Consider the following 25,204-nt stretch of genomic DNA (forward strand, 5'->3'; position numbering starts at 1 on the left):
GGTACTCGGAGACGGGTACGCCGGGTTCGGCGAGCGGCACGGGGAAACGGGCCGGTGGCAACGCCGGAACCGCGCCCCGTGCCGACTCAACGAAGTGAGCCCCCACCGCTGGGACTTCATCTCCGACAACCACGCCGACTTCGGCGTCAAGCGGGTCTGCCGGGTCCTGGGGGTCTCCCGCTCCGGCCACTCCCGGCACCTGGCCACGGCTCAGGCCCGTGCCGAGCGCCAGGCCGAGGAGAGACGCACGACAGCTGAAATCCGAGAGATTCACGCCGAACACCACGGTGCCTACGGCACCCCGCGGGTCCACGCCGGGATGCGGGCGCGGGGATGGAAGGTCAACCGCTGGGGGCGCCCCCGCTCGCGGGGGAGTGTCACGCGTCTGATGCGGGTCAACCACATCATCGGCCGGCACCTGCGGCGCAAGAAGCGTACGACGATCGCGAACAGGATGGCCCCGCCCGCGCCGGACCCGGTGATGCGCGACTTCACCGCGCAGACGCTCGACACCAAGTGGTGCGGCGACCTCCCCTGCACAGCCGTCGGCTCGACGTGGCTCTGCCCGGCCACCGTCATCGACGTCTGCTCGCGCCGGGTGATCGGCTGGTCCATCGCCGACCACATGCGCACCCAGCTGGTCACCGACGCGATCGAGACGGCCGTCGCCGCCCGCGGCGGCCAGGTGCACGGAGTCGTCTTTCATACGGACAGGGGCGCGCAATACAGCGCGGGGGCTTTCTCCGAGGTCTGCCACCGCCACGGGATCCGCCGCCGCACAGGCCGCGTCGGATCGAGCTGTGACAACGCCCTCGCCGAGTCGTTCTTCCCGGGCTGCAAGCGCGAGTTGCTCCACGGATACTGCTGGACCTCGAAGGCACAGACGCGGCTGGCACCGTTCACCCGGCTGTCGTACGACAACCGGCGCCGCCGCCACTCCGCGCTCGGCTGCCTCACCCCAGCAGAGTTCGAACAGCAACTGATCACGTCACGTACGTTGTCACTCGTCGCGTGAAACCCGGTGTCCGCTCCCGGAGATCAACCTCAGGCAGCCGGTTCCTCCGGGTCAGCACGGGTCCCGCCACACCCCCAGTTCCGGCTTCTTGCGCATGGACGACAGCTTCAGCTCGCGGGACTCGGGGCAGAACTCACCGGTCGGCTCCGCGTACTCCACGTGGAAGACCGCCTTGCCCGCCTCGATGAACGGAGTGAGCTCGGCGCACTCGCCGTACTGCGCGCACTCCTCGTTGACGGCGAAATCGAAGTCGTCCACGAGCTGCGGGATCTGCGGCAGGTCGTTCTTGAGGCCCACCGACAGACCGCGTTCGTGCGCGATGTCCGCGATCATGCGGTTGTAGCGGAGCTGGTCGGCGGCGGTGAGCGGGAACCCGGTGTCGTGGTCGTAGCCCTCCATCAGGTCCGGCTCCACCGCGTCGAAGCCCTTGTCCCGGCACATGTCGAACCGTCGCTCCATGATCGGATTCAGTACGGGGATACGGCGGATGTCCAGCCAGCGCTCGCCCTGCCAGCCGTTGGTCCTGCCGAGGACGGAGCGCGGGAACGCGTCCCGGTCGGGCCGGAAGTCCTCCCAGGCGCCGACGTTGATGTAGCAGATCACCTTGCGGCCGTCACGGTGGAGGCGGGCCACGTCCGCCGCGGTGTTCTCGAAGCCGTCGATGTCGTAGACGGGTACCTCGGCCGACGGGTCGGCCCTGCCGTCGAGCTGCCACTGCCAGGCGAGCCCGGGGCGCGGGCGCCAGAGCCCCCCGCCGGGGGCGGGGGAGGTTCTGGTCGGGGCCTCCGGTGAGGTGCGGGACGGTGCGGACGACCGGGCGGCGTCCGTGTCCCTGGCGCCGTCCGGGGCGGAGCACCCGGTCAGGGCCGTGATCGCCAGCACCACCAGCGCGACCAGCACGGCCGGCACAGTCGGCGCGGCCGGCACCCTAGGCGCGGGCGTGCGGGGCGGAGGCTTCCTGGTCATGCTCGTCCCTCGGTTTCGGTCACGGTCAGGGCAGGAGTCAACTCGGCCCAAGGATTGGGAAGTCCACCCGTCACGGGGCAGCAGACCCCGGCGCCGCGGTCCTGCGCGGTGCGTACGGCCAGGGGCACGAGTGCCTCGGGCACACCGTAGACGAGGTGGCAGATCCGTTCCGGTGGATGCGGTTTCACCCGGACGGAGCGGCTGAACGCAGCGACATAGGTGGACCAGTGCCCCTCGAAGGTGACGGTCAGGTCGGCGAGGCGGACGTAGCCGGGCGCCGGGTCCACTCCGGGGTTGAGCACGACGGTCCGCGCGCCGGCCCGGCGCAGGGACCGGACCAGCCTGCGGCAGCCCGGCAGGCCCTCCGGCCCCGCGGTCACCCGGTCCAGGAAGCAGCCGTCGACCGCGTACCACTCCCGGTGCCGACGCGCGTCGGCGGTGACCGCGGAGGGGTCCCGCGCGCCGTAGTCGGTGTCGACGTAGCCGAGCAGCCGGGCGCCGGCCGTCCGCAGCGCGTCCGCGACCGCCGTGAACGCCTGGTCCGGGCCGGTCCCGGGGCCGTTCGCGGGGTTGAGCACAACGGCGTGGGTACGGTCGGCTGCCGTGATCAGCCGGTGCCAGGCACCCGGGTCCTCGGCCGGATGGACGTACAGAGGGATCAGCAGGCTCACGGCGCGCGGTCGCCTTCCGTGCCGGCGGTGTCCTCACCGGTGGCGCCCGTGCCGCCGTCCGCCCACAGCGCGGCCAGTGACTCCTCGAGGGTGTACGAGGGGCGCCAGTCGAGTGCCTCGTCCGCCGCCGTGATGTCGGAGCACTGCCAGGACACCGCCGCCGAGCGGGCCGAGCCTCCCGCGGCCCCCGTGTCCTTCGTGTCCTCCTCGAGCTGTCCCCCGAAACCGGCCCGGCGGGCCAGCAGGTGTACCAGGTCGCGCACCCGGACCGCCTCACCGCCGCCGATGTTGAGGACGGGCGGGAGCGGCCCGGCCGCCATGACGGCGAGCACCGCCGCACGCGCGACGTCGCGTGCGTCGACGAAGTCGCGGTACGCGGACAGGTCACCGAGCCGCAGCACCGCCCCTGCCCTTGCCTCTGGCCCCGCTCCTGTCGACGCGCCGGCCTCGCGCAGAAGGGCGGCGACCCTGCCGGGCAGCCCGGTGGGCGGCGCCCCCGGTCCCACCGGATTGCCCACCCTCAGCACCACCGCGTCCAGGCCGGAGGCCGTCACCACCGCCGTGCCCGCGAGTTTGGTCGCGCCGTACGGTCCGAGCGGGCGGGTCGCCGCCGTCTCCGTCACCTTGGTGCCTGGTTCCCCCGGGCCGTACTCGGCGGCCGACCCCAGGTGCACCAGGCGTGCCCGGGGAGCGGCCTGCCGCAGTGCGGCGCACAGGACGGCGGGGCCGCGGGTGTTGACCTCGGCCAGGGTGACCGCGTCCCCGGCGGTCGCGCCCGCGCAGTTGATCACGGCGTCGGGCGCCGCCTCCGCCAGGGTCTTGGCGAGCCGGTCGGGGGGGTCGGTGGCCAGGTCGATGCGCAGACCCGCGCCGGTCCCCGCGGTCGAGCGGCCGGCCTCGGGCAGTTGGGTGTCCGGCAGGCCGCGCAGCTGGGCGACGACATGACGGCCCAGGTAGCCGGTGCGGCCCAGGACGAGAACGCGCACGGGTCTTCAGGCCCCCTTGAGCAGCATGGACTTGCGGGTGGTGAACTCCGCGTTGGCCCGGTCGTAGTCGTCCGGGCGTCCGATGTCCAGCCAGTATCCGTCGAACTCGTAGGCGTGCGGCGGGCGCTGGGCGGCGAGGAGGTCCAGGACGAGTTCGTCGAAGCCCAGTGGGAGGCCGGGCGTGTAGCCCTCGAGCGTCGAGCGGGACAGCCCGTAGACGCCCATGGAGACGCGGTAGTCCATGCTGGGCTTCTCCGTGAAGGCGACGACCCGGCTCGCCCGGGTGGTCAGCACGCCGAAGTCTATGTGGACCTTGCGGGCGTAGGTCGCGATGGTCAGCGGGGCACCGGACGCCCGGTGCCGGTTCAGGACGTCGGCGTAGTCGAGGTCGGTCAGGACGTCGCCGTTCATCACCAGGAAGGTCTCGGGCAGCCGCTCGCGCAGCGAGAGCAGGGGGCCCATGGTGCCCAGCGGGTTCTCCTCGGTGGCGTAGTCGATGTCCATGCCCCACTGGGAGCCGTCCCCGACGTAGGCGCGGATGATCTCGCCGAGGTGGCCGATGGCGATGGTGCAGTGGGTGAAGCCGGACGTGGCGAGCTGGCGCAGCACGATCTCCAGGATGGCGTGCTGGTCGCCGATGGGGACGAGCGGCTTGGGGAGGGCCGTGGTGTAGGGCCGCAGCCGGACGCCCTTGCCTCCTGCCAGTATCACTGCGTGCATGGGGCTTCTCCTTCGGATCCTTCGTGTTCCCCGGGGGCGGGTCAGATGTTGTAGATGCCGGTCTTGTAGCGGGCCAGGTTGGCCGGGTCGCGGAAGAACTCCACGGTCCGGGCGAGTCCCTGCTCCAGCGTGTGGGCGGGCTTCCAGCCGGTGGCGGCGGCAAGCCGGGTGGCGTCGGCGACCAGCCGCATCACCTCGGAGTTGGCGGGCCGCAGCCGTGCCGCGTCCTCCCGTACGTCGAGGGCGCTGTCCATGACCTTGCCGATCAGCGCGACGAGGTCGCCGACCGAGATCTCCCCGCCGGTCCCGGCGTTGAAGGTCCGGCCCACGACCTGCTCGGCGGGTGCGGTGCCGACGGCGAGGAAGGCCTGCGCCGTGTCCTCGACGTAGGTGAAGTCCCGCGTGGGCCGCAGGTCGCCGAGGGTGATGGTGCGTTCCCCCGCCGCGACCTGGCCGATGACGGTGGGGATCACCGCGCGCATCGACTGGCGCGGCCCGAAGGTGTTGAACGGCCGCAGCGTCACCACCGGCGTGTCGAAGCTCGCGTGGTAGCTGTCGGCCAGCCGGTCCCCGCCCGCCTTCGAAGCGGCGTACGGGGACTGGGTGTTGATGGGGTGGTCCTCGGTGATCGGCACGGTCCGCGCGGTGCCGTAGGTCTCGCTCGTGGAGGTGTGCACCAGCCTCGGCGTGCCCAACTGGCGTACCGCTTCGAGCACGTTGAGGGTGCCGGTGACGTTGGTGTCCACGTAACTGTGCGGAGCCCGGTACGAGTACGGGATCGCGATGAGCGCGGCCAGGTGGTAGGCGCTGTCGGCCCCTTCGAGCAGGCCGCGCACCGATCCGGGGTCCCGGACGTCGCCGAGGACGATCTCCACATGGTCCAGGACGTCCGGGGACAGGGTCTCCAGCCATCCGTAGGAGGAGAAGGAGTTGTACTGGGCCATGGCCCGGACGCGGTGCCCGGCGGCGACGAGCGCTTCGGTGAGGTGGGAGCCGATGAAGCCTTCGGCCCCGGTGACGGCGGCGAGCGGTGCGGAGGTCAACGCAGGTGTCCTTCCGGTTGCTTGAACGGGTGGGGTGCGACGGTGCGGTACGGGTCGCGGGTGGTGGTGTCGTGCGCGCGGACGGTCAGGCGTGCACCGCCGGCCGGCCGAGCAGCCGCAGCACGCACACCGACAGGCACAGGGCCGCGGCGGCGTAGCACAGCGGCAGGACGGCCGGCCCCGGTGGCAGGCGCAGCAGGGTGACCGGGGCGGCGCAGCCCGCGGCGGTCAGGCAGATCAGGGCGGAGGGCCAGGCGACGCCGAACGCCTGGAGCAGCAGGGCGGTCCACAGCGTCGCGGCGAGGAACAGCAGGGCGGCGGGGTCGGCTCCGGTGAGGAGGGCCGCGGGCGTCAGCGGCAGGAGGTAGGCGAGCAGGAAGAGAGCGAGGAGGCCGGCCGACCTCAGGAGGAAGCCGGTGGGCGTCGCGGTCGCCCGCAGCGCCGCGACCGACCGGCCGCGGTAGCGGTACAGCAGCCACTCGGCCGGTCCCATGCTCACGGTCAGCACGATCACGGCGTACGGATGCTGTCGGCCCTCCAGCAGGACCAGTGACGCCGCGGCGAGGCCGAAGAGTCCGTAGGGCAGGGAGGCCCGCAGCGGTGGCCGGCGCGCGCCGGGGACGGGCGGGGTGCCGAGCACGCTCCGCAGCGACCGGCCGGCGGCGGCAAGCGTGGCCACCAGCGCCAGCAGGGGCAGACCGAGCCTCAGCACGGGGCCGGGCTCCCACCACGGCAGCGGCACGGCGCCGGCGAGCAGCGGTGTCAGGGCTGCCAGCAGCAGCCGTTCCCGGGCGAGGACCAGCAGCACCGAGGCGGCGGCCAGGTACAGCGACTGTGCGGCGGCGGCCAGGACGACCGGTCCGCCGCCGGCCGCCACGGCCGCGGTCGCCGTGGCCAGGGCCGCTCCGAGGGCGGCCCCGGTCAGCAGGGTGCGGCCCGCCTCGTGGCGCCCCGTCGCCAGGCGCAGGTGGGCGCGGTGCCCCAGGGCCTGGCTCCAGGCCCAGGAGACGACACCGGCCGCGATGAGAGCGGGGGCGTACCGTGCCGCCTGCCCCAGCGGTGCGGCGAGCAGGTAGGCGAGGCCGGGCAGGGCGAACAGCACGCCGCGCAGCAGGCAGCGCACGGTGTCGGGACGCCAGGGGTCGGGGGCGGGGGCCGGCTCGGGGAACGTCCTGGGGACGCGCTCATACAGGGCGGAAGCCAGGGAGAACAGGTTCGGATGGCCGTACCGCTGCCGGACGACGTCCGCGGGCAGTCCTTCCGCCTCCAGCAGCGCGGCCACCTCGTAGGGGTGAACGGCGGGGCCGATGCGGTCGGCCAGGGCGGCGGCCAGCCGGTCCACCTCCTCCCGGTCCGGGACGGGCCGCGGTAACCGCACGACGAGGGTGGGGTCGTCGGCCGGGAGGGCCCGCGGCAGCCGCAGGGCGGCGGCCGTCCGGAGGGCGAGGGTGTCCTGTTCGGCTCCGCCCGGCTCCAGTGCCATGGGGCCGCTCATACGGCCACGCTCCTTGTCGCCACGGGTGACGGGACCTGTGGGCGCTCGTCCGGGGGCGGCGCGGCACGGTCGGCCGGCCACTGCGGGTACGTCCCCGTGCCGTCCTGTGTCCCCGTGTCCTCCTGTGTTCCCGCCTCGGCCGGATGCCGCCGGGTGCCGGACAGTTCGAGGTAGATGGCGCGGAAGGTGTCGACGGTCCGGCGCAGGGTGAACTGCTCGATCACCCGGAGCCGGGCGGCCTCCCCCATGGCCGCGCGCCGTGCGGGATCGCCGAGCAGTTCCAGCGCGGCGGCGGCCATCGCGGCCGGGTCCCGTGGCGGTACGACGAGACCCGTGTCCCCCACGGCCTCGCGGACCCCGCCGACATCGGTGGACACCGTCGCCCGCCCGCAGGACATGGCCTCGATCAGCGTGAAGGGGAAGCCCTCACTGATGCTGGAGAGCATCACGACGTTGCCGGCGGCGTACGCGTCCCTGATGTCGTCGACGCGACCCTCGAAGACGACGGCGTCCCCGTGACCGAGTTCGGCGGCGAGGGCCTCGCACCGTTCCCGGTAGGCCTCCCCGCCCCGGGGTGTCCCGCCGAACAGCCGCAGCCGGACACCGGGACGTTCCGCCCTGACCAGGGCGAAAGCCCGGATGAGGGTCTCCAGGTCCTTGATCGGGTCGACGCGGCCGGCCCAGCTGAGGGTCGGCGCGTCCGGTTCGGGTCCGGCCGGCGGGAAGGCTTCCGGGTCCACCCCGTTGTAGACCGTGCGGATCGACGCCGGGTCGGCCCCGCCCTCCTCCTCCCACAGCCGGTTGTAGCGGTTGCCCGGTGTGATCAGGGCGGCCCTGCGGTAGCTCTCCTCGGCCAGCAGCCGGAAGAAGCCCAGCACGAGTGCCTTGACCGGCCAGCGGTAGGGGCCGGTGCGGTAGCCGAGGTACCGCTCACGGAGGTAGACGCCGTGCTCGGTGAGGAGCAGGGGGACACCGTGCCGTTCCAGGGCGGCGAGTCCGGGCAGGACGGCGACGCCCCCGCTGACCGCGTGGGCGACCCCCTCCCTCGGCAGGGGCGCGGCCAGCGGGCGCAGGGCGTGCTCGAGCAGTCCGGTGGCGGTGACCGCGTCGTGCAGCGTGGGGCGGGCCTCACGGACGACCATGCCCCGGCGGTTCCACACGGCGGTCAGCACGGCGATCGCCCGGTCTCCGCGCAGGAACGGGCCGAGTGTTCCGTCGGCGGCGGCCCGCGCCATGGTGTACAGGGCCGGGGCGAATCCGCTCTCCGCGCACGGGTCGAGCAGCGCCGTCAGGAACTGCTCGTAGGCACCGGTCAGGACTTCGCGCGGACGCCGCCCGGGCGGGCGGCCCGCGGGCGGGGCTCCCCACATCGGGACGGTCAGGACGTTCGAGACGTGTGCGGGCAGGTCCCACACGACGGGTTCGCGGCCGGTGCCGGTGACGGCGAGGACGTCGAAGTCGATGTCGGGCATGCCGCGGACGAGTTGGTCGCACCAGACGCTCACACCGCCGTGACTGTGCGGATAGGTGCCTTCGGTGAGCAGGGTGACGCGCGTCGAGCTGGGGCGTCGCGCGCCGTGGTGAACGTGCATCGGTGGGCTCCACGGCCGGGTGCGGGGTGGGATGGGGTGCGGGGAGAGGAGCTCGGGCCGGGCCCGGCACCCGGTCACGCGTCGGTGACCGGGGCCGGTGCCCCGGGTGGGCCGGTGCCCCGTTCAGCTCCGCGCGGTGTACGGGACGTGGTCCCTCACGCCGGCGGGGACCCGGGTGTCCGGGGCCGGTGCGGTGGCGGGGGCCTTCGCGTCCGGAGCCGGTCCGTCGCCGTCGGCGGCGGTGCCGTCCGGGGCAGCGCCGTCCGGGGCGGACGCCGGCAGGGTGAAGGAGAGGACGGTCCGGCCCGCCGTCTGCGCCCAGCCGGACACCCGGCTCGCATAGGCCTCGCCGAACGCGTCTCCCGCGAGGGTGGTCCCGATGGGCGCGGTGGCGGTGACAGCCGTGCCGTCCGGCGCCTCGACGGTCACCGTGCCACCGGTGCGGTAGGCGGTGACCCGGCCTTCCCGCAGGGCGTCGGCCCAGGCGGCACGGCGCTGGAGTTCGACGCCGATGTCCTTCATCCGCAGGTTCACCACGGGGGTGTCGTCGGCGAACAGGGCCTCGTAGCCGTCGAGTACGCCGTCCAGGACCGGGTAGGCGATGCGGTCCTCGGCCAGGTTGGACTGGTGGATGAAGTGCGGCTTGGGATCGTTGGCGAGGACGTGGCCGAGCGCGATCCGGGTCTCCAGGGGAACGATGTACCCGGTGTATCCCGTCGCGGTGTCCAGCGGAGCCGGCAGGCACGTCGTGGTGGCCGGGTTGTCCTCGCAGATGCCGCTTCCGCCCTGGGCGCGGCTGGTGTAGATCCAGTTGTACTCGTCGACCTGCTCGGCTGTCCGCCCGGCGTTGAAGAAGACGTTCATCGGGTAGCGCGAGACGGTCGTGGCCGGCCCGACCCTGCGCTGCGCGGGATCGCGGGAGTTGTCCGAGGCGAGCCAGGTGATGCCGTTGTCGGCGAGGGCGGGGGCCAGGTTGGGGTTGTCGTCGGGCTGCTGCGGCAGCACCTTGAGTCCGGAGTGTTCTCCGGTCACCAACTCGTCGTTGTGCAGGGGCAGTCCGACGGTCTCTCCCCAGACGCGGTTGGTGGCGATCTCGTCGGACACGGTCGTGCGGCCGACCCACTTGGTGCTGCCGTCGGCGTTGGTGGCGCACCGCCACGGCACCACTGTCGTGTCCTGCTCGCAGCCGAGGAAGGCGTGCGTGTAGGTGTGGTTGATCCAGCGGAATCGATTCCGCTCGGCGATCAGTCTGTCCGCCAGGGGATCGGCTCCGCCGTTGCCCTGGCGCTGGTCGAAGCTGCCGGCGCCGTTGTAGGCGAGGTCCAGGGTGAAGTCCTGCTCGCGCTGCCAGGAGATGGCGTGGTCCACGTCGGCGGGGAGCATGCGGATCGGGTCGGGTGTGCCCTCGCCCTCCGGGCAGTCGACGTCGCCGGGGGTGCAGTTCAGCTCCGTGTCCCAGCGGTCGTCGGCGGCGAGGACGTCGTCGACGTGCACGGCGAAGTAGTTCCTGGAGGCGCCCAGGTGCACGCCGCCGGTCATCCAGTCCACGATGCCGCGGGCCAGCAGTCCGAACTGCCGCTGGTACTGGTTGTAGACGAAGGTGACGACGAGTTCCCGCCGCCCGTCGTGCCGGTACTCCCCCACCAGCGAACCCCGCCCGGTCCCGCCCGGGATCGCGGCCTCGACGTACGGAGTGAAGTCCGCGCCGGCCACGGGGGTCGACAGATAGGCGTAACTCTCGCTGACAGTGGGCGAGTTGTCCTCGAAGGGGACCTGGCCGTCCAGGTAGCCGAAGGGGCCCGCCCGGCCCGCGTCGGTCACCTCGGCCCGCACCCCGTCGATGCTGCCGGCGTAGCCGCCGTCGACCGGGTACTCCAGGCCCGCCTCCGGACGCGCGTAGGTGTAGGCGTCGACCTGCGGGATGTCGTGGGTCCGCTCGTAGGCGGCGAGCGCCGTCATCTCGGGCGAGTTCGCCGGGAACGGGTTGTCGTTGGGCAGGACCACCGCCTGGTACTTGGCGCGTGGTCGCCCGTCCACGGTGTCGGCGAGGAAGCCGGAGTCGATGACGGGGCGGTCGGACCGGGTGAGGTCCACTTCGGTGTACGGCGTGCCGGCGGTCTTCAGTTCGGCCGCGATCGCGTCCACGGCCGGGCTTCCGTCGCTGACGACCAGGACGCGCAGGTCGACGCGGGGTAAGCCGTCGGCGGCGTGCGCGGTCGCGCTCGGCACGCCCAAGGCAGCGATGAGTGCGCCCACCGTGAGCACGGCGGTGCGTGTGATCCGCTTCATGCGGTGCAGTCCCCTCCCACGGACAGGGGTGGACACCGCTCCGCCGGAGCCGACGCACCCCCGTGCGCGACGCCGGCATCCCCCTCAGAAGCCAGTCGTCGACGCATCCGTCGCGTCACATAGTGATGACTTTGTGTGCTTCTTGTGGGCTGGTTGCGGAAACTGGCGAAAAAGCGCGGGTGACCATCAGGGGGTCGGCGGGCCGGAAGCGACAGGCGCGGTTCCTCGGGACGCGGGAGGCCGGAGCGGGCGCGCGGAAGACCTGAGCAGGTCGAAGACGCGAACGGAGCACCGGCGGGCCGAAGCGGCCCGCCGGTGGGCCTGCCGGAGGTCCGGGCCCCCGACCGGTGCGGCGCCGGACCGGATGCGGTCGACGACGCCGGGAACCGGCTGACCGTCAGGGGCCTGCCGGGTCCGTCAGGCGCAGAGCACCCGCGTCTCGGGTGTGTACACCGGACCGCCGCCGGCGTTCCCGGTGTCGCTGAACTCGGCGTAGTAGTACGAGTAGAAGCCGATGTTGCCGTTGCAGCCGGAGTCGGGCGCGATCTGCAGGGTCAGTGTGACGGTCCGGCTCTGCCCGGGCGGGACGGTGGTGCCGTAGTTGGCGCCGAGGTCGGCGGGCCCGGTCCCCGTGCAGGGGGTGCTGCCGGCCGCGGTGACCAGGGCGCACCCGGTGAAGTCGTACTTCAGGTCGGGGCGCTGGGTGGTGAGCCACGTGGGGTCGATCGTCTGGTACACGAACCAGATGTCGTACGTCCTGTTGTTGGTGAGGGTCATCGACAGCTGGACCGTGCCGCCGGGCGTGGTGGTGGCGGTGTCGGTGGTGAACGTCAGCTCGGCGGGCGCGGGTTCGGCCGCGGCGGCCTGGGGGGCCATGCCGAACAGGGCGAGGACGAAGGCGAGAACGGCGGCGGGCCCGAGGCGTCTCAGTGGTGATCTCATGAGCCGGGAGGCTAAGCACGCGCCCCGGCGACCGTCTCCCCCGTCGGGGACCTCCCGTCCGGCCACCGACCGAAAGCGCACCCGCCGTGAAGGAGCTGTGCGCATATCGTGACACTTGCCGATCGGTGGCATCGCCGCACGACACGGGCGGTCCGGTGGAGCGGCCGAGGCGACGGGCCCGCGGAGTGGTCTCGTCGCCTCCCCCGGAGACTTTGGCGCATACCGTTCGGGTGACGGCCCGGCCGCACCCGGTGACGGCGTCGGAGGCGGGGCCGGTCATCGGATGTCCGGACTGTCCAGGGCGTCCAAGGCGTCCAGGGCATCCAGGCCGGTGAGGGCGCCGACGGGGTCCGGGTCGGGGGTGCCGCGGGGCCACCAGTCGTCGTGGCCCGGTTCGGACTCGTACGCGTACCAGAGGTGGTCCCGGCCGAGGCGGAGCTGAACGTGTCCGCGGGGATGGGTGAGGTGGTTGCGCCAGGGGCGGAAGGCGGGCAGGTCGGCGGCGAGGAGCAGGGGGCGGGCGCGGTCGAAGCGGCCGGCCGGCGGGTCCCAGGGGTCCTCCAGGACCTCGAGTCCCGTCGGACCGCCCTGGCGCCACGCGGCGACCGCGCGCGCCAGCTCGGCCGGGGTGCGGCCGGCCGCTCGGGCGAGCGAGGAGTACAGCGCGCGGGTGGCCGCGGTGAGCCCGGAGCCCGGGCGGGCGGCGGCCAGCCGTACCGCGTCCTGCCACAGCGTGAGCCGGCCGACGGGGTCGCGGCCGCTGGTGAGCAGGGTGTGGGCGCGGGCGGCGGCGTCGGTGGCGAGCTGGTCGAGCGCGAACGGGTCCGGGCCGCCGGGGGACGCGGGATACACGGGCGGCTGCTCGGGGTGCGGGGGCGGGGGCAACGGTGCCGGCAGCGGCGGGAGAGCGCGGGGGGCGACGGCCTCACTGGCCCGCACTCCGGGGAGGCTCTCCTGTTCCCCGCCCCGGGTGGCACGGGCCGCGCGGGCGGCGCTGCGCCGGGACAGGGCGTCGATCACCTGGCGCTCGCCCCGGCCGCGCAGCAGGAGCAGCACGAACGGGTCGGCGTCGAGCAGCCGGGCGGTCTGGTAGCAGAGGGCGGCGGCGTGCTTGCAGGGGTGTCCGAAGTCGGGGCAGCTGCACCGCGGTTCGAGGTCCCCGGGGCCGGGGAGCAGCGGGGCCCCGCAGTCGGCGAGGGACTGGGGCAGCTCTTTTTCCAGCAGGGCCGCGATGTCGCCGGGCCGGTCGGCGGCGGTGTCCAGGAAGCGCTCCCAGTCGGCGTCCCCGAACGTGCGCAGCCGTACCTGCACCCGGTACGGGCGGGGGCGGCTCCCCTGGACGTAGGCGAGGACGAGCCCGGGGGTGACGGTGACGGCGTCGACGTGCCCCCGCTGCGCGTACCGGCGTCCGCGGGCCAGCCGCGCGGCGTCCAGCGCGCCCTCCTCCAGCGCCGTGACCCACGCGTTGCCCCACCAGGTCTCGGCGAACCCCGGGCCGTCCGAGGCACCGGGCGGGAACGCGGGGAAGGTGCGGCGGAGTTCGCCGTCGCGGGCGGGGGCGGCCATGGAGTGGGGGGTGTGCGACGACGGGGAAGCGGGCGGGGTGGAAGACGCCCGAGGTGCCGGGGGCGCCGGGGGTTCGTGGCGGGTTCCGTCGGGCTTCGGGGTCGGTTCGCCCACGTCAGGGGGTGAGGGGAAGGCGCCGGTGAGCAACTCCCTTACCCGGTGTGCTCCTTCGCCCGCTGCTCGCTCACTCGTCCGGGCGCTCTCGGCGCGGTCGCCCCGGGTGGTGCGCGGGACCCGGGAAGTGGTGCCCGACGGTGTGCGCCCGGCGCGCCGCACGGCGGTTTCCCGCACGCCGGTTTCCCGGTCGGTGGTCTCCCGGTCGGTGGTCTCCCGGTCGGTGGTCTCCCGGTCGGCAGTCTCCGTGCGTGCGCGCAGCGCTTCCTCCCGGGCCGAACGCAGGGCCTCCCGCGCGATGTCACCGGGGCGTCGGCCGGACTGGTCCGACGGGTCCGGTGTGAGCGGCCGGTCCGGTGGGGCCGGCTGGTCCGACGTGATCGACCGGTTCCGGGGAGCTTCGGCTGCCGGCGGTGCGGTGGTGTCCGCACCCCCGTCGCCCGCCTCCGCTTCCGTGCCCCCCTCCTCCGCCGCCTCCGCGGGCCCCATCGCCTCGGGGCGTCCCGTTCCCGCCGTACGTCGGGCGAGTACCGCCCTGCGCAGGGCGTCGCGGGCCACGTCACCCGGGCGCTGCTCCCGGTCCGCGGGCCGCCCGTGCCCACCGGTGTCAGGGCCCGGGTCGGGGACGGGCGCGGAGTGCCGGTCCGGGGTGCCGGTGTCGGCCGGTTCGGCGCTCGCGCGCCGGCGGGCCGCCCGCAGGGCCTCCCGCGCCCGGTCGGACGGGCGGGGCGTCATGGCGTCCTCCGCAGGGAGACCAGGTCGGACAGTTCGCGGTCGGACAGTTCTGTGAGCGCCGACTCGCCGGAGCCGAGGATCGCATCGGCGAGGGCCCGTTTGGCCTCCAGCATCTCGGCGATGCGGTCCTCGATCGTGCCCTCGGTGATGAGGCGGTGGACCTGGACCGGCTGGGTCTGGCCGATGCGGTAGGCGCGGTCGGTGGCTTGCTCCTCGACCGCCGGGTTCCACCAGCGGTCGAAGTGGACGACATGGCCCGCGCGGGTGAGGTTCAGGCCGGTGCCGGCCGCCTTCAGGGAGAGGACCAGGACGGGGGTCGTACCGCTCTGGAAGCGGTCCACCATGCGCTCCCGCTCCGGTACCGGCGTACTTCCGTGGAGGAGCTCGACCGGGACCGCGCGCCCGGTCAGATGCGTGGTGATCAGCCGGGCCATGCCGACGTACTGCGTGAAGACCAGGACCGATCCGTCCTCGGAGAGCAGGGTGTCCAGCAGTTCGTCCAGCAGGGCCAGTTTGCCCGAGCGGGCCGCCAGGCGGTCGCCGCCGGCCCGTGCGTGCTCGTCCTTGAGGTAGAGCGCCGGGTGGTCGCAGATCTGTTTGAGCGCGGTCAGCAGCTTCAGCACCAGGCCGCGGCGGCCCATGCCCTGGGCGGTCTCGATCGCGAGCATCGACTCGCGCACCACCGCTTCGTAGAGCGCGGCCTGTTCCCGGGTGAGCGGGACCGGGTGGTCCGTCTCGGTCTTGGGCGGCAGTTCGGGGACGATGCCCGGGTCGGACTTCCTGCGTCGCAGGAGGAAGGGCCGCACCAGGCGGGAGAGGCGCTCGACGGCCTGGTCGTCCTCGCCGTTCTCCACCGCGCGGGCGTGCCGGGCGCGGAAGGACGTGAGCGGGCCGAGGAGCCCGGGGGTCGTCCAGTCGAGGAGGGCCCACAGCTCGGAGAGGTTGTTCTCGACGGGGGTGCCGGTGAGCGCCACGCGCGCCGGGGACGGGATGGTGCGCAGCGCCTTGGCCGTGGCCGAGTGCGGGTTCTTGACGTGCTGCGCCTCGTCGGCGACGACCATGCCCCATTGCTGTGCGGCCAGCGTCGGGGCGGCCGAGCGCATGGTGCCGTAGGTGGTGAGGACGAAGCCTCCGGCCAGGTCGTCCAGGGTGCGGTCCGGGCCGTGGAAGCGGCGCACGGGGACGCCGGGCGCGAACCGGGTGATCTCCCGCTGCCAGTTGCCGAGCAGTGAGGCCGGGCAGACGACCAGTGTCGGCTCGGTACGGGCCCGCTTGAGATGCAGCGCGATGAGGGTGATCGTCTTGCCCAGGCCCATGTCGTCGGCGAGGCAGCCGCCGAGGCCGAGCGAGGTCATGAGGTCGAGCCAGGCCAGGCCGCGCAGTTGGTAGTCGCGCAGGGTGGCGTCGAGTCCGGGGGGCGGGTCGGCGGGCTGCACACCGGTGGTCAGGCGGTCGCGGAGCACCGCCAGGGCGCCGACCGGGACCGCCTCGACGGTCTCGCCGTCGGCCTCCGCGGTGCCGGTGAGGGCGATGGACAGCGCGTCGACGGGGTCGAGCAGACCCAGCTCCCGTTTGCGGGCCTTGCGGACGAGGGCCGGGTCGACCAGCACCCACTGGTCGCGCAGCCGGACGACCGGGCGGTGGGCCTCGGCCAGGGCGTCCATCTCGGCCTCGGTGAGCGGATCGCCGCCGAGCGCGAGCTGCCAGCCGAACCTCAGCAGGTCCTCGCTCTCGAAGAAGCCGCTCCCGTCGGTCGCCGAACCGGGTGCCGGCCGGACCACCGCCGTCGCGGTCAGGTCCTGGGCGAGGTCCCTGGGCCAGTGCACGGCGACACCGGCCGCGGCAAGCCGGGTCGCGGCCACGCCGAGCAGGTCGTTCACCTCGTCCTCCGACAGGGCCAGCACGTCGGGTACGTCCTGGTCGGAGAGCCGGTCCAGCGGGGCCCAGACACGGGCCGCCCGACGGACGGCGAGGGCTGTGTCCACCCGCGCGCGGGGGCCGAACGCACTGTCCGCCGTGCCCGCCCACAGGGCCGCCGCGTCGGCGACGAGGGTGGGGTCGGCGAGGCTGTGCACCTGGACGATCGCCGCACCGGCCCCGCGCGCGCCGTCGCCGGCCGCGCTCTCGTCGGCGCCGTCGAACAGGTCGAACACTTCGTACGCCGAGAGGTCGAGGCGGAGCGAGACGCGCACCCCGGCGTCCATTCCGGCGGCGACCTCGGCGGCCCAGTCGTGGGCGCCGGGCAGCCGCTGGGCCTTCCGCGCGGCGAACGGCAGTCCCGAGGCGTACGGTGCGGCGGGGGTGCGGGGCAGGGTGTCCGCGACCGCGTCGAGGAAGGCGCGGACGAGTGCCTCCGGCTCCGGCAGCCGCAGCGGGCCGGAGCCGGGAAGCGGGACCGCGTGCCCCTCGAACGGCAGGGCCGCGGCCACCGCACGCAGGTGCGCCACGTCGTCGGGGTCGAGCGGGCCGGCCCGCCAGGCGTCGTGACCGGTGGTCGTCAGGCCGGGCAGCAGCCGGCCGCGGACGGTGAGCCGCAGCGCGTGCAGGGCGGCGGCGCCCCAGCAGGCGGTGGCGGGGTGGGCGGCGGGATCGTGCCGGGCGCGGACCAGCAGGGGCAGGGCCTCGTCGAGGGGCAGGCAGTGGGCGCGGACCGTCCGCCGCCGCACCCCGGCGCCGTGCGGGCGGGTGACGGTGAGCCGGGTACGCGGGGCGGGCCCCGGTGCGGGGGCGGTCAAACCCGTGGGATCCGTGGGATCCGTGAGATCTGTGGGATCGGCGGGGTCGATGGGCTCGACGGGATCGCCCTCGGGGTCGTAGAAGGCGATCCGTCCGTCGCGCGGAAGGGGTGCGGGCAGGAACACCGCGGCGAGTCCGACGGAGATCTCCGTCGGCTCTGTGCCCTCAGTCCTCTCGGCGGTCTCGCCGATCTCTGTGCCTTCCGCCCCGGCCGTGCACCGCTCGGCCGTCACGGTCGCCCCCTCGCTCATCCGTCCTGTCACCTCCCGCCCGCTCCTGCCCGCTCCGCCCGCGTAGTCACCCCAGCCGTCCTCGACTCTACGGACGGGCACTGACAATCGGTCCCGGCGCCCTGGCCGGACGGCCGGGGAGAGTACGAGCGAGGGAGCGGCGCGGGGTCAGGGAACCGTCCGGGAGACGACGTACACCTTGGGAAAGCCCGGCTTGCCGTGGTTGACGACGACGTCGTGGGTCGGCGCGGGATCCTTCTGCTCGTTGACGAGTCCGGACCACAGGCCGGGGCGGTCGAACTTCCAGCCGGTGATCTCCTGGTCGCGGTCGCTGATGGTGATCTCGTCCCGCTTCAGTTCGTCCTGCTGCACCCCCATGCTGGTGAGGAACGCGCTCAGGCCGGCGTCGGTGGTCTCGAACTCGACGTAGAGGCGGCTGGTCTTCCAGTTGTTGGTCTCGTAGGAGGCCACCCACCAGGCCGGGTGCGGGACCGGCACCTGGTAGAGGCGGCGCTGCAGCTTCGACGGCCAGCCCTGGGTCAGGCCGTCGGCCGAGTACTTCGCCTCCTTGTCCTTGCCGCTCGCGCGGCTCTGGTTCGCGGAGATCACCAGGTACCCGGCCGGGACGCCGATGAGCAGCACGATGATCAGCAGGGTGAGCGCCCTGCGGCGGATCATGTGCCGGCGGTCCTCGGGCGGCCGGGGCCTGCCGGGGAAGCGGGCCTGCGGGGGAAGGTCGCCCGTCACAGCGTCTCCTGGGGGGTCCGGCGGGCCTCCGCGTACCGCTCGTAGCGCTCGTACCGCTCGACCCGGCGGCGCTTGGCGCGGCGGAAGCGGCGGGCGACCAGGCGGGCGAGGTCGGCGGCGCCCACCATGCCGGCCTCGGGACCGAGCTGGGCGCGGACGATACGGGCCTCGGGGCGGTAGCCGCGGCCGGTGAGGTGGCGCTTGAAGGCGTCCCGCGCGGGGCCGATCAGCAGGTCGTCGGCGGCCGAGACCCCGCCGCCGATGACGAAGCAGGAGGGGTCGAGGGCGGCGGCGAGGTTGGCGATGCCGACGCCGAGCCACTGGCCGATGTCCTGGAGGAGCTCGATGCACATGGCGTCGCCCTCGCGGGCCAGCTCGGTGATCATCGGGCCGCTGATCTCGGCGATGTTCCCTTTGACGTGCTCGATGATCCCGTAGGCGACCGGCGAGTCGGCGGCGGCCAGTTCGCGCGCCTCCCGGACCAGTGCGTTGCCGGAGCTGTACTGCTCCCAGCAGCCGCGGTTGCCGCAGGGGCAGCGGTGGCCGCCGGGGACGACCTGCATATGGCCGAACTCGCCGGCGACGCCGTACTTGCCGCGCTTGACCTGACCGTCCTCGAGGATCGCGCCGCCGATGCCGGTACCCAACGTGATCATGACGAGGTGGTCCTCGTCGCGGCCGGCGCCGAAGCGCCATTCGGCCCAGGCGGCGGAATTGGCGTCGTTGTCGACCAGGACGGGGACGGCGAGGCGTCCGGCGAGCCGGTCGCGCAGCGGCTCGTTGCGCCACGACAGGTGCGGGGCGAACAGCACGCGGTTGCGGTCGGCGTCGACCCAGCCGGCCGCGCCGATGCCGACCGCGTGCACGTCGTGCCGGTCGGACAGGTCCAGCACCAGTTCGACGATGGTGTCCTCGACGACTTTCGGGCTCTTCGACTTGTCCGGGGTCTCGGTGCGGAGCCGCTCCAGAATGTTGCCGTCGGCGTCGACGACGCCCGCCATCACTTTCGTACCGCCGATGTCGATGCCGACGGTCGGTACGCGCGGTGCCGACAGGTGGGAGCGGCGTTCCCTGGTGCCGACCGTGCGGAGCACGGGTGCACGGCGGGAGCCGACAGGGGCTGCCGCCCGAGCGGAACTCAGCGCCCTGGGCAGTGTGAGGTCGCGGTAGGTGCTCATTGCCGCCGATTCTGCCTCACGGTGACCCTGGGTGGCGTACTCGGGAGCGAAGGCACCGCGTGACGCCTGCCGCTCCCGGGGCGCTCGCGGCGGCCTCCTGTCGCACACCGGCGGCCCCGTACCCGGAACAACGCCCCCTCCGCACCCCGACCCCGGAGCCGGTCACATTGTCCGGACAATGTGATGAAGATCGGCTCACGTCACCTGGCGTTCACCGAGATGTCCATGCCGGCTCGCACCGGCTTCACGGCCGTACCAGCAGCTGGAACTCGAACGAGTAGCGGCCGGGCCGGTAGGTGTGGGTGCCGAATTCCACGGCGCGCCCGGTGTCGTCGAAGGTCACGCGCTGCATGGTGAGCAGCGGGGCGCCCGTCTCCTCACCGAGCCGCTCGGCCTCGACGGCACCGGCGGCGCGGGCGCCGATGGTCTGGCGGGCGCTGTGCAGGGTGATGCCGGCGGCCCGCATCAGCCGGTACAGGCCGGTGGCCTCCAGCTGTCCGGTGTCCAGGTCGAGCAGCCCGGGCGGCAGGTAGTTGCACAGGTACGCGATCGGTTCGCCGTGCGCGAACCGCAGCCGCTCGATCCGGTGCACCTCGCCCGCCTCGGCCACGCCGAGGGCCGCGGCGATCTCGGCGGACGCGGGGACGACCGTGTTGACCAGGACCTTCGTGGCCGGGCGCTGGCCCGCCGACTCCAGGTCGTCGTAGAGGCTGCTGAGCTCCAGGGGGCGCTTGACCTGGCTGTGCACGACCTGGGTGCCCACCCCCCGCCGCCGTACGAGCAGTCCCTTGTCGACGAGGGACTGGATGGCCTGACGGACCGTCGGCCGGGACAGGCCGAGCCGGCCGGCGAGCTCGATCTCGTTGCCCAGCAGGCTCCCGGGGGTCAGTCTGCCGTGCTCGATGGCGGCCTCCAGCTGCTGGGCGAGCTGGAAGTACAGCGGGACGGGGGAGCCGCGGTCCACGCTCAGCTCCAGCTGCACGGTCGGGTCCACTCCTGGTTTCGGCACGGGCCGAGCGTAGTCCCACGCGTGGTTGACGGGAAGTCGTGTAGTTCGGTTGTCCGGACATGCGGATTGACAGGGAGGGGCGCGGGCCGCAGTTTGTTCCCATGCGCATCGGGGTCATCGGTACGGGCCGTATCGGCACCATTCACGCCCACACACTCAGCAGGCACCGCGACGTCGGTTCCTTGATCCTCACGGACGCGGAACCGGCTCGGGCCCAGGCACTCGCCCAGCGGCTCGGCGAGACGGCGGCGCCCGGGGTGGACGAGATCTACACCTGGGGGGTGGACGCCTTGGTGATCACGACGGCCACGTCCGCCCACGCCGAACTCATCGGCCGGGCGGCCCGTTCGGGGCTGCCGGTGTTCTGTGAGAAGCCCATCGCCCTGGATCTGGCCGGGACGTTACAAGCGGTCACGGAGGTCGAGGCGGCCGGGACCGTCCTCCAGATGGGTTTCCAGCGCCGGTTCGACCCGGGCTACCTGGGCGCGCGTGAGGCGGTGCGCTCGGGGCGGCTGGGCCGGCTGCACACCGTACGGGCGATGAGCAGCGACCCGGAGCCGCCGCCCGCCGGGTACCTGCCGCAGTCCGGCGGGCTGTACCGGGACACCCTGATCCACGACTTCGACCTCGTGCGCTGGGTGACCGGCCGGGAGGTCGTGGACGTCTACGCCGCCGGCTCCGACGCCGGTCCGGCCATGTTCCGCGAGGCGGGCGACGTGGACACCGGCGCGGCGCTCCTCACCCTCGACGACGGCACACTCGCCGCCCTCACCGCGACGCGGATGAACGGCGCGGGCTATGACGTGCGCATGGAGCTCGCCGGGGAGCGGGACCAGATCGTGGTCGGCCTCGACGACCGCACACCGATCGCGTCCACCGAGCCGACCGGGCCGCCGGCCGCGGACAAGCCGTGGACCGGGTTCGTGGAGCGTTTCGGGCCCGCGTACGAGGCGGAGCTGATCGCGTTCGTCGAGGTGGTGCGGGGTGAGCGGGCCAACCCCTGCGACGGGCGCGAGGCCCTGCAGGCGCTGCGCGTCGCGGAGGCGTGCGAGGTGTCCCGGCGGGAGCGCAGAGCGGTGCGGCTGATGGAGATCGCGGGCGGGGCGGCATCGCCCTTCGGATGAGGTCCGGGAGCCCCCGGGTGTGCTGACGCCCCTCCTCGGTGTGCCGCCGCGGTCCGGAAAGCCGGCCCGTCGCGTGCGCACCAGGGCGTCAGCCGCCTCGAAGGGTTGGGCAAGGGTCCTTACTAGAATGGGCGCACGGCCTCGCCGAAACCGTCCCCGAAGATGCAGAACAGGACCCGTCCATGACCGCGCCCACCGCGTCCGCCGACCTCCCCCACCTGCCCGGTGCGCCGGTCGACATCAGGCTCGTCGTCACCGACATGGACGGCACCCTCCTGGACGACGCCGGAGATCCGCCGCGGCGGCTGCGCCGGACGGTGTCGCTCCTGCGCGAGCGCGGGGTGCTGTTCAGCCCGGCGAGCGGCCGCCAGTACGCCACCCTCGCCCGCCTGTTCGAGGGCTTCGACGACGGCATGGTCTTCATCGCGGAGAACGGCACCCAGGTGGTCCGCGACGGCGTCGAACTGGCCTCCGACCCGCTGGACCCCGCCGTCGCCGCCCGGCTGGTCAGGACGGTGCGCCGGCTCGCGGACAACGGCACGGACGTCGGCGTCGTCGTCTGCGGCAAGCGCCACGCCTACACCGAGCGCACCGACGCGGCCTTCCTCGCCAAGGTCGAGCAGTACTACGTCGCCCACCGGAACGTCGCGGACGCCACCGTCGTCGACGACGAGATCAACAAGATCGCGATATTCGGTTTCGCCCCCGCGGCCCGCACCATCGCACCGGCCCTGACCGAGTTCACCTCCACCCACCAGGTCGTCGTCTCCAGCGAGCACTGGGTCGACGTGATGAACCGGACCGCGAACAAGGGCACCGCCCTGCGCCGCGTCCAGCGGGAGCTGGACGTCACCCCCGCCCAGACGCTGGTGTTCGGCGACTACCTCAACGACCTGGAGATGCTCGACGCCGCCGAGTGGTCCTTCGCCATGGCCAACGCGCATCCCGACGTCCTGAACCGCGCCCGCCATGTCGCCCCGTCCAACAACGAGGACGGCGTCCTGCGCACGATCGAGCGGCTGCTCGCGCTGCCCGGCGAGTGAGGCACGGCGCGTCGGGGCTCCCGGCCGTCCCGGGCGGGCAGGAGGAACGCCGTCTCACACCGGGCCGGGCCCCATGCCTCCCTGGAGGCGTCGCAGGTCGGAGGGGCGGACCTGGATGGCCACGACGGCGACCAGCGCGGCGAGCGCGGCGAAGACCGCCGCGGTGGTGAACGCGGCCGAGATCCCGTGGGCGAGGATCTCGTCGGCCCAGGGCGGTGGGAGCTCCCCGGTGCGCTGGAAACGCAGGCGTTCGGCCACGGTCGCCTGCTCCAGGAAGCGCGGGATCTGTTTCTCCGCTTCGCTGGTGCTCGCCGTACCGAACACCGTGACCAGGATGGACAGGCCGAGTGAGCCGCCGACCTGCTGGGTGGCGTTGAGGAGGCCGGAGGCCGCGCCGCTCTCCGCGGGACGGACGCCGGAGAGTGCCATCAGGGTCAGCGAGACGAACTCCATGCCCATGCCGAGGCTGAACACCAGCATCGGGCCGAGGATGCTGCCCGCGTAGGTGGAGTGGACGTCGGTCAGGGTCAGCCAGGCCAGGCCCGCCGCCGCCAGGAGGCCGCCCCCCACCATGAAGGGCTTGGGCCCGTACACGGGCAGGAGCCGGGAGGCCAGCCCGGCGCCGATCGCGATGACCGCGCTGACCGGCAGGAAGGCCAGGCCGGCCCGGAGGGGGCTGAAGCCCAGCACCTCCTGCACGAAGAGGGTCAGGAAGAAGAACATGCCGAACATCGCCGCGGCCAGGCACAGCATGATGCCGTACGTGCCCGCGCGATTGCGGTCGGCGAACATGTGCAGCGGGGTGATCGGCTGCCGGGACCTTCTCTCGACCAGCACGAACGTCCCGAGGGCGAGGACGGCCGCGCCGAACGAGGCCAGGGTGAGGGCGTCCCGCCAGCCGTCCTGCGCGGCCCGGATGAACCCGTAGACCAGGAGCACCATGCCCACGGTCGAGGTGAGCGCGCCGGTGATGTCGAAGTGGCCCGGGTGGCGTTCGGACTCCTTGATCCAGCGCGGGGCGGCGAGAGCGATGAGGAGCCCGATCGGGACGTTGACGAACAGCACCCACCGCCAGTTCAGCCATTCGACGAGGATTCCGCCGGCGAGCAGCCCGATCGCACCGCCGCCCGCCGAGACCGCGGCGAAGACCCCGAAGGCACGGTTGCGGTCCGGCCCCTCACGGAAGGTCGTGCTGATCAGGGCGAGGGAGGTCGGGGAGGCGATGGCGCCTCCCATGCCCTGCAGGGCGCGGGCGGCGAGGAGCTGGCCGGGGTTCTGGGCCAGCCCGCCGAGCAGGGAGGCGAGCGCGAAGAGCAGGACGCCGAAGACGAAGACGCGCCGTCTGCCGAGGATGTCGCCGGCCCGGCCGCCGAGCAGCAGCAGCCCGCCGAAGGTGAGGGTGTAGGCGCTGACCACCCACGACAGACTGGTGGTGGAGAAGTCCAGGGAACGCTGGATGTGCGGCAGGGCGATGTTCACGATGGTGATGTCCAGCACCACCATCAACTGGCACGAGGCGATGACCAGCAGGGCCATCGCACTGCCCCTGCTGCGGGAATCCTGGCCGGTGGTCTGCGGTACGGAACCCGGCCGCGGACCGCTGGTCATGCCGGGTCGCCCTTTCGGGAGTCCACCGTACGACGGTACGCCCGGGACTCTGGGGTCACCACTCGATCGGCCCAGCGCAGAACACGGCCGGTCACCGCCCCGCAGGCGTGATGTGCCGACCCGCCGGGGCTCGTTGGGGCCCGGTGGGTCAGCCGTCCAGTTCCCGGTGGCGGGCGGCCAGGGCGGTCGAGCCCTGTTCGGTCAGCGAGCCGAACAGGCGCAGCCGGGAGATGCCGCCGTCGGGGAAGACGTCCACGCGCGCGTGCGTACCGATTACCGGGACGGGGAGGACGAAGCGGTGGTTGGTGTCGGGTTGGAGACGGGTACGGGGCAGGAGCTCCCGCCAGCCGTCGCCCTCGCCTGTCCCGCCCGCTCCCTCGGCCGCGCCGCCCTCGGCGTCCCGTACCGACACCGAGGCCCAGCCGGCGCTGTTGCCCTTCAGGTACGCCGTGTCGATCTCGAGGGCACGGATCCGTGCCTGGCCGGTGAGCCGGTAGCGGATCCAGTCGTGACCCCGGTCCCGGCGGCGCCGGGTCTCCCAGCCGTCATCCATCTTGCGGGAGCGGCCGGGCCGGATGGTGTTCGCAGCCGGTGAGTAGAAGCGGTCGGAGGCGTCCTCGACCCGGCCTCCGTTCTCCAGGGCGACGACGTCGAAGGTGCCCAGGGCGTCCAGCCACCCGGGGTCCGGGACGACGTCGCCGTACACGCGCAGGCGCGCGATGCCGCCGTCGGGGTGCTGGGACAGGCGCAGGTGGGTGAAGCGCCGTTCGGCCGAGACGGCGAAGCCGTTGGCGGCGTGGCCGCCCACCGGGGTGCGCGGGAGCAGCGTCGTCCACTTCACCCCGTCCGAGAGGAGTTCCTCCGGTGCCGGGGAACCGGGCACCGAGGTGCCCTCGACCGATACGGCCTGGGGGTGGTTGCCGCGGAAGTGGGCGGTGTCGACGACGATGCCGCGGACGACTCCGGGCGCGCCGAGGCGGATCAGCGCCCAGTCGTGGTCCTCGGCCGCCGGCCAGGGCTGCTCGGCGGAGGGGCCGCGGCGGCGCCGGGTCTCCCAGCCGTCCATGATCTTGCCCTTGTGCCCGAAGTGCTCCGGATCGAACAGGGGGCGCTCGGGCAGCAGCAGGTTCTCGCGCTGGGCGAAGAACTCGTCGTTGGCGGCGACCACACCGGCGCCGAGCCGGCGGTCGGCGAGATCGGTGAGGTCGGCGAAGGGAAAGTCGGCGGTGCGGTAGTCCGCGTACGGGTCACCGCCGCCGTAGGGGGCCGCATGGCCGCTGAAGTGGGGCAACGAGGAGGGGTACTGCGCCGTCACGGTGATCCGATCCTGCCTTTCGGGGGAAGCCGGAGGTCGAGGTCGAGTGGTGGCCGGTGCCTGTCGTTTCCGTGTTCTCG

Annotated in this window: 18 protein-coding genes and 1 pseudogene; 3 read left to right on the forward strand and 16 right to left on the reverse strand. The window is 73.3% G+C overall.

The window, feature by feature from the left end:
- Positions 1–91: 91 nt before the first annotated feature.
- Positions 92–1,015: pseudogene (locus DIZ27_RS14685) on the forward strand (IS3 family transposase); the annotation flags it as partial.
- Positions 1,016–1,066: 51 nt separating this feature from the next.
- Here the strand turns inward: DIZ27_RS14685 and DIZ27_RS14690 are convergent.
- From DIZ27_RS14690 to DIZ27_RS14755, 14 genes are all read right to left on the reverse strand, one after another.
- Positions 1,067–1,981, reverse strand: a complete 915-nt coding sequence (locus DIZ27_RS14690; RefSeq protein WP_258308370.1) for an endo alpha-1,4 polygalactosaminidase — start codon at positions 1,979–1,981, stop codon at positions 1,067–1,069.
- On the reverse strand, positions 1,978–2,652 hold the full coding sequence (locus DIZ27_RS14695) for a spherulation-specific family 4 protein (RefSeq protein ID WP_109378845.1): 675 nt from the start codon (positions 2,650–2,652) through the stop codon (positions 1,978–1,980). The genes DIZ27_RS14690 and DIZ27_RS14695 overlap by 4 nt, the downstream gene beginning before the upstream one ends.
- Positions 2,649–3,638, reverse strand: coding sequence for an NAD(P)-dependent oxidoreductase (locus DIZ27_RS14700; RefSeq protein ID WP_109378846.1), 990 nt, complete (start codon positions 3,636–3,638; stop codon positions 2,649–2,651). Before DIZ27_RS14700 ends, DIZ27_RS14695 begins: the two co-directional genes overlap by 4 nt.
- Before the next feature lie 6 nt (positions 3,639–3,644).
- The gene (locus DIZ27_RS14705; RefSeq protein WP_109378847.1) at positions 3,645–4,358 is read right to left on the reverse strand and encodes a sugar phosphate nucleotidyltransferase; all 714 of its coding nucleotides are present in this window, start codon (positions 4,356–4,358) and stop codon (positions 3,645–3,647) included.
- A gap of 41 nt (positions 4,359–4,399) precedes the next feature.
- Positions 4,400–5,401, reverse strand: a complete 1,002-nt coding sequence (locus DIZ27_RS14710) for a GDP-mannose 4,6-dehydratase (RefSeq protein WP_109378848.1) — start codon at positions 5,399–5,401, stop codon at positions 4,400–4,402.
- An 85-nt stretch (positions 5,402–5,486) separates the two neighbouring features.
- Positions 5,487–6,896 (reverse strand): hypothetical protein, encoded by a 1,410-nt coding sequence (locus DIZ27_RS14715; protein WP_109378849.1) that lies wholly within the window; start codon positions 6,894–6,896, stop codon positions 5,487–5,489.
- A complete protein-coding gene (gene pelF / locus DIZ27_RS14720; RefSeq protein WP_109378850.1) occupies positions 6,893–8,488 on the reverse strand; it encodes a GT4 family glycosyltransferase PelF in 1,596 nt (531 codons plus the stop codon). The genes DIZ27_RS14715 and pelF overlap by 4 nt, the downstream gene beginning before the upstream one ends.
- Before the next feature lie 123 nt (positions 8,489–8,611).
- Positions 8,612–10,777: a hypothetical protein gene (locus DIZ27_RS14725; RefSeq protein WP_109378851.1), complete on the reverse strand. Its 2,166-nt coding sequence runs from the start codon at positions 10,775–10,777 to the stop codon at positions 8,612–8,614.
- Between the two features lie 417 nt (positions 10,778–11,194).
- Positions 11,195–11,719 (reverse strand): hypothetical protein, encoded by a 525-nt coding sequence (locus DIZ27_RS14730; RefSeq protein ID WP_109378852.1) that lies wholly within the window; start codon positions 11,717–11,719, stop codon positions 11,195–11,197.
- Between the two features lie 276 nt (positions 11,720–11,995).
- Positions 11,996–14,134: an SWIM zinc finger family protein gene (locus tag DIZ27_RS14735; RefSeq protein ID WP_109378853.1), complete on the reverse strand. Its 2,139-nt coding sequence runs from the start codon at positions 14,132–14,134 to the stop codon at positions 11,996–11,998.
- Positions 14,131–17,121: a DEAD/DEAH box helicase gene (locus DIZ27_RS14740; RefSeq protein ID WP_109378854.1), complete on the reverse strand. Its 2,991-nt coding sequence runs from the start codon at positions 17,119–17,121 to the stop codon at positions 14,131–14,133. Before DIZ27_RS14740 ends, DIZ27_RS14735 begins: the two co-directional genes overlap by 4 nt.
- A 147-nt stretch (positions 17,122–17,268) precedes the next feature.
- On the reverse strand, positions 17,269–17,847 hold the full coding sequence (locus DIZ27_RS14745) for a sugar kinase (RefSeq protein WP_109378855.1): 579 nt from the start codon (positions 17,845–17,847) through the stop codon (positions 17,269–17,271).
- Positions 17,844–19,025 carry an ROK family glucokinase gene (locus DIZ27_RS14750; RefSeq protein ID WP_109378856.1) on the reverse strand — a complete coding sequence of 394 codons (1,182 nt, stop codon included), beginning with the start codon at positions 19,023–19,025 and terminating at the stop codon, positions 17,844–17,846. Before DIZ27_RS14750 ends, DIZ27_RS14745 begins: the two co-directional genes overlap by 4 nt.
- A gap of 244 nt (positions 19,026–19,269) precedes the next feature.
- Positions 19,270–20,007, reverse strand: a complete 738-nt coding sequence (locus DIZ27_RS14755; RefSeq protein ID WP_109378857.1) for a GntR family transcriptional regulator — start codon at positions 20,005–20,007, stop codon at positions 19,270–19,272.
- Positions 20,008–20,135: 128 nt separating this feature from the next.
- Between DIZ27_RS14755 and DIZ27_RS14760 the strand changes: the two genes are divergently transcribed.
- Positions 20,136–21,158 (forward strand): Gfo/Idh/MocA family oxidoreductase, encoded by a 1,023-nt coding sequence (locus tag DIZ27_RS14760; protein ID WP_109378858.1) that lies wholly within the window; start codon positions 20,136–20,138, stop codon positions 21,156–21,158.
- A gap of 182 nt (positions 21,159–21,340) precedes the next feature.
- Positions 21,341–22,201 (forward strand): Cof-type HAD-IIB family hydrolase, encoded by an 861-nt coding sequence (locus DIZ27_RS14765; RefSeq protein ID WP_109378859.1) that lies wholly within the window; start codon positions 21,341–21,343, stop codon positions 22,199–22,201.
- A 54-nt stretch (positions 22,202–22,255) separates the two neighbouring features.
- Here DIZ27_RS14765 and DIZ27_RS14770 read toward each other — a convergent pair whose 3' ends face one another.
- Both DIZ27_RS14770 and alc read right to left on the reverse strand, forming a co-directional pair.
- Positions 22,256–23,809, reverse strand: coding sequence for an MFS transporter (locus DIZ27_RS14770; RefSeq protein WP_181383530.1), 1,554 nt, complete (start codon positions 23,807–23,809; stop codon positions 22,256–22,258).
- Between the two features lie 148 nt (positions 23,810–23,957).
- The gene (gene alc / locus DIZ27_RS14775; RefSeq protein ID WP_109378861.1) at positions 23,958–25,124 is read right to left on the reverse strand and encodes an allantoicase; all 1,167 of its coding nucleotides are present in this window, start codon (positions 25,122–25,124) and stop codon (positions 23,958–23,960) included.
- Between the last annotated feature and the right edge of the window lie 80 nt (positions 25,125–25,204).

This window comes from Streptomyces sp. NWU339, from assembly GCF_003143855.1.
Classification (GTDB): domain Bacteria; phylum Actinomycetota; class Actinomycetes; order Streptomycetales; family Streptomycetaceae; genus Streptomyces.

Coding starts and splice junctions, on each gene's coding strand:
- DIZ27_RS14765 (WP_109378859.1), top strand. CDS start 21,341: ATGACCGCGCCCACCGCGTCCGCCGACCTCCCCCACCTGCCCGGTGCG.
- DIZ27_RS14725 (WP_109378851.1), bottom strand. CDS start 10,777: ATGAAGCGGATCACACGCACCGCCGTGCTCACGGTGGGCGCACTCATC.
- DIZ27_RS14760 (WP_109378858.1), top strand. CDS start 20,136: ATGCGCATCGGGGTCATCGGTACGGGCCGTATCGGCACCATTCACGCC.
- DIZ27_RS14690 (WP_258308370.1), bottom strand. CDS start 1,981: ATGACCAGGAAGCCTCCGCCCCGCACGCCCGCGCCTAGGGTGCCGGCC.
- pelF (WP_109378850.1), bottom strand. CDS start 8,488: ATGCACGTTCACCACGGCGCGCGACGCCCCAGCTCGACGCGCGTCACC.
- DIZ27_RS14770 (WP_181383530.1), bottom strand. CDS start 23,809: ATGACCAGCGGTCCGCGGCCGGGTTCCGTACCGCAGACCACCGGCCAG.
- DIZ27_RS14735 (WP_109378853.1), bottom strand. CDS start 14,134: ATGACGCCCCGCCCGTCCGACCGGGCGCGGGAGGCCCTGCGGGCGGCC.
- DIZ27_RS14740 (WP_109378854.1), bottom strand. CDS start 17,121: ATGAGCGAGGGGGCGACCGTGACGGCCGAGCGGTGCACGGCCGGGGCG.
- DIZ27_RS14730 (WP_109378852.1), bottom strand. CDS start 11,719: ATGAGATCACCACTGAGACGCCTCGGGCCCGCCGCCGTTCTCGCCTTC.
- DIZ27_RS14750 (WP_109378856.1), bottom strand. CDS start 19,025: ATGAGCACCTACCGCGACCTCACACTGCCCAGGGCGCTGAGTTCCGCT.
- DIZ27_RS14715 (WP_109378849.1), bottom strand. CDS start 6,896: ATGAGCGGCCCCATGGCACTGGAGCCGGGCGGAGCCGAACAGGACACC.
- DIZ27_RS14705 (WP_109378847.1), bottom strand. CDS start 4,358: ATGCACGCAGTGATACTGGCAGGAGGCAAGGGCGTCCGGCTGCGGCCC.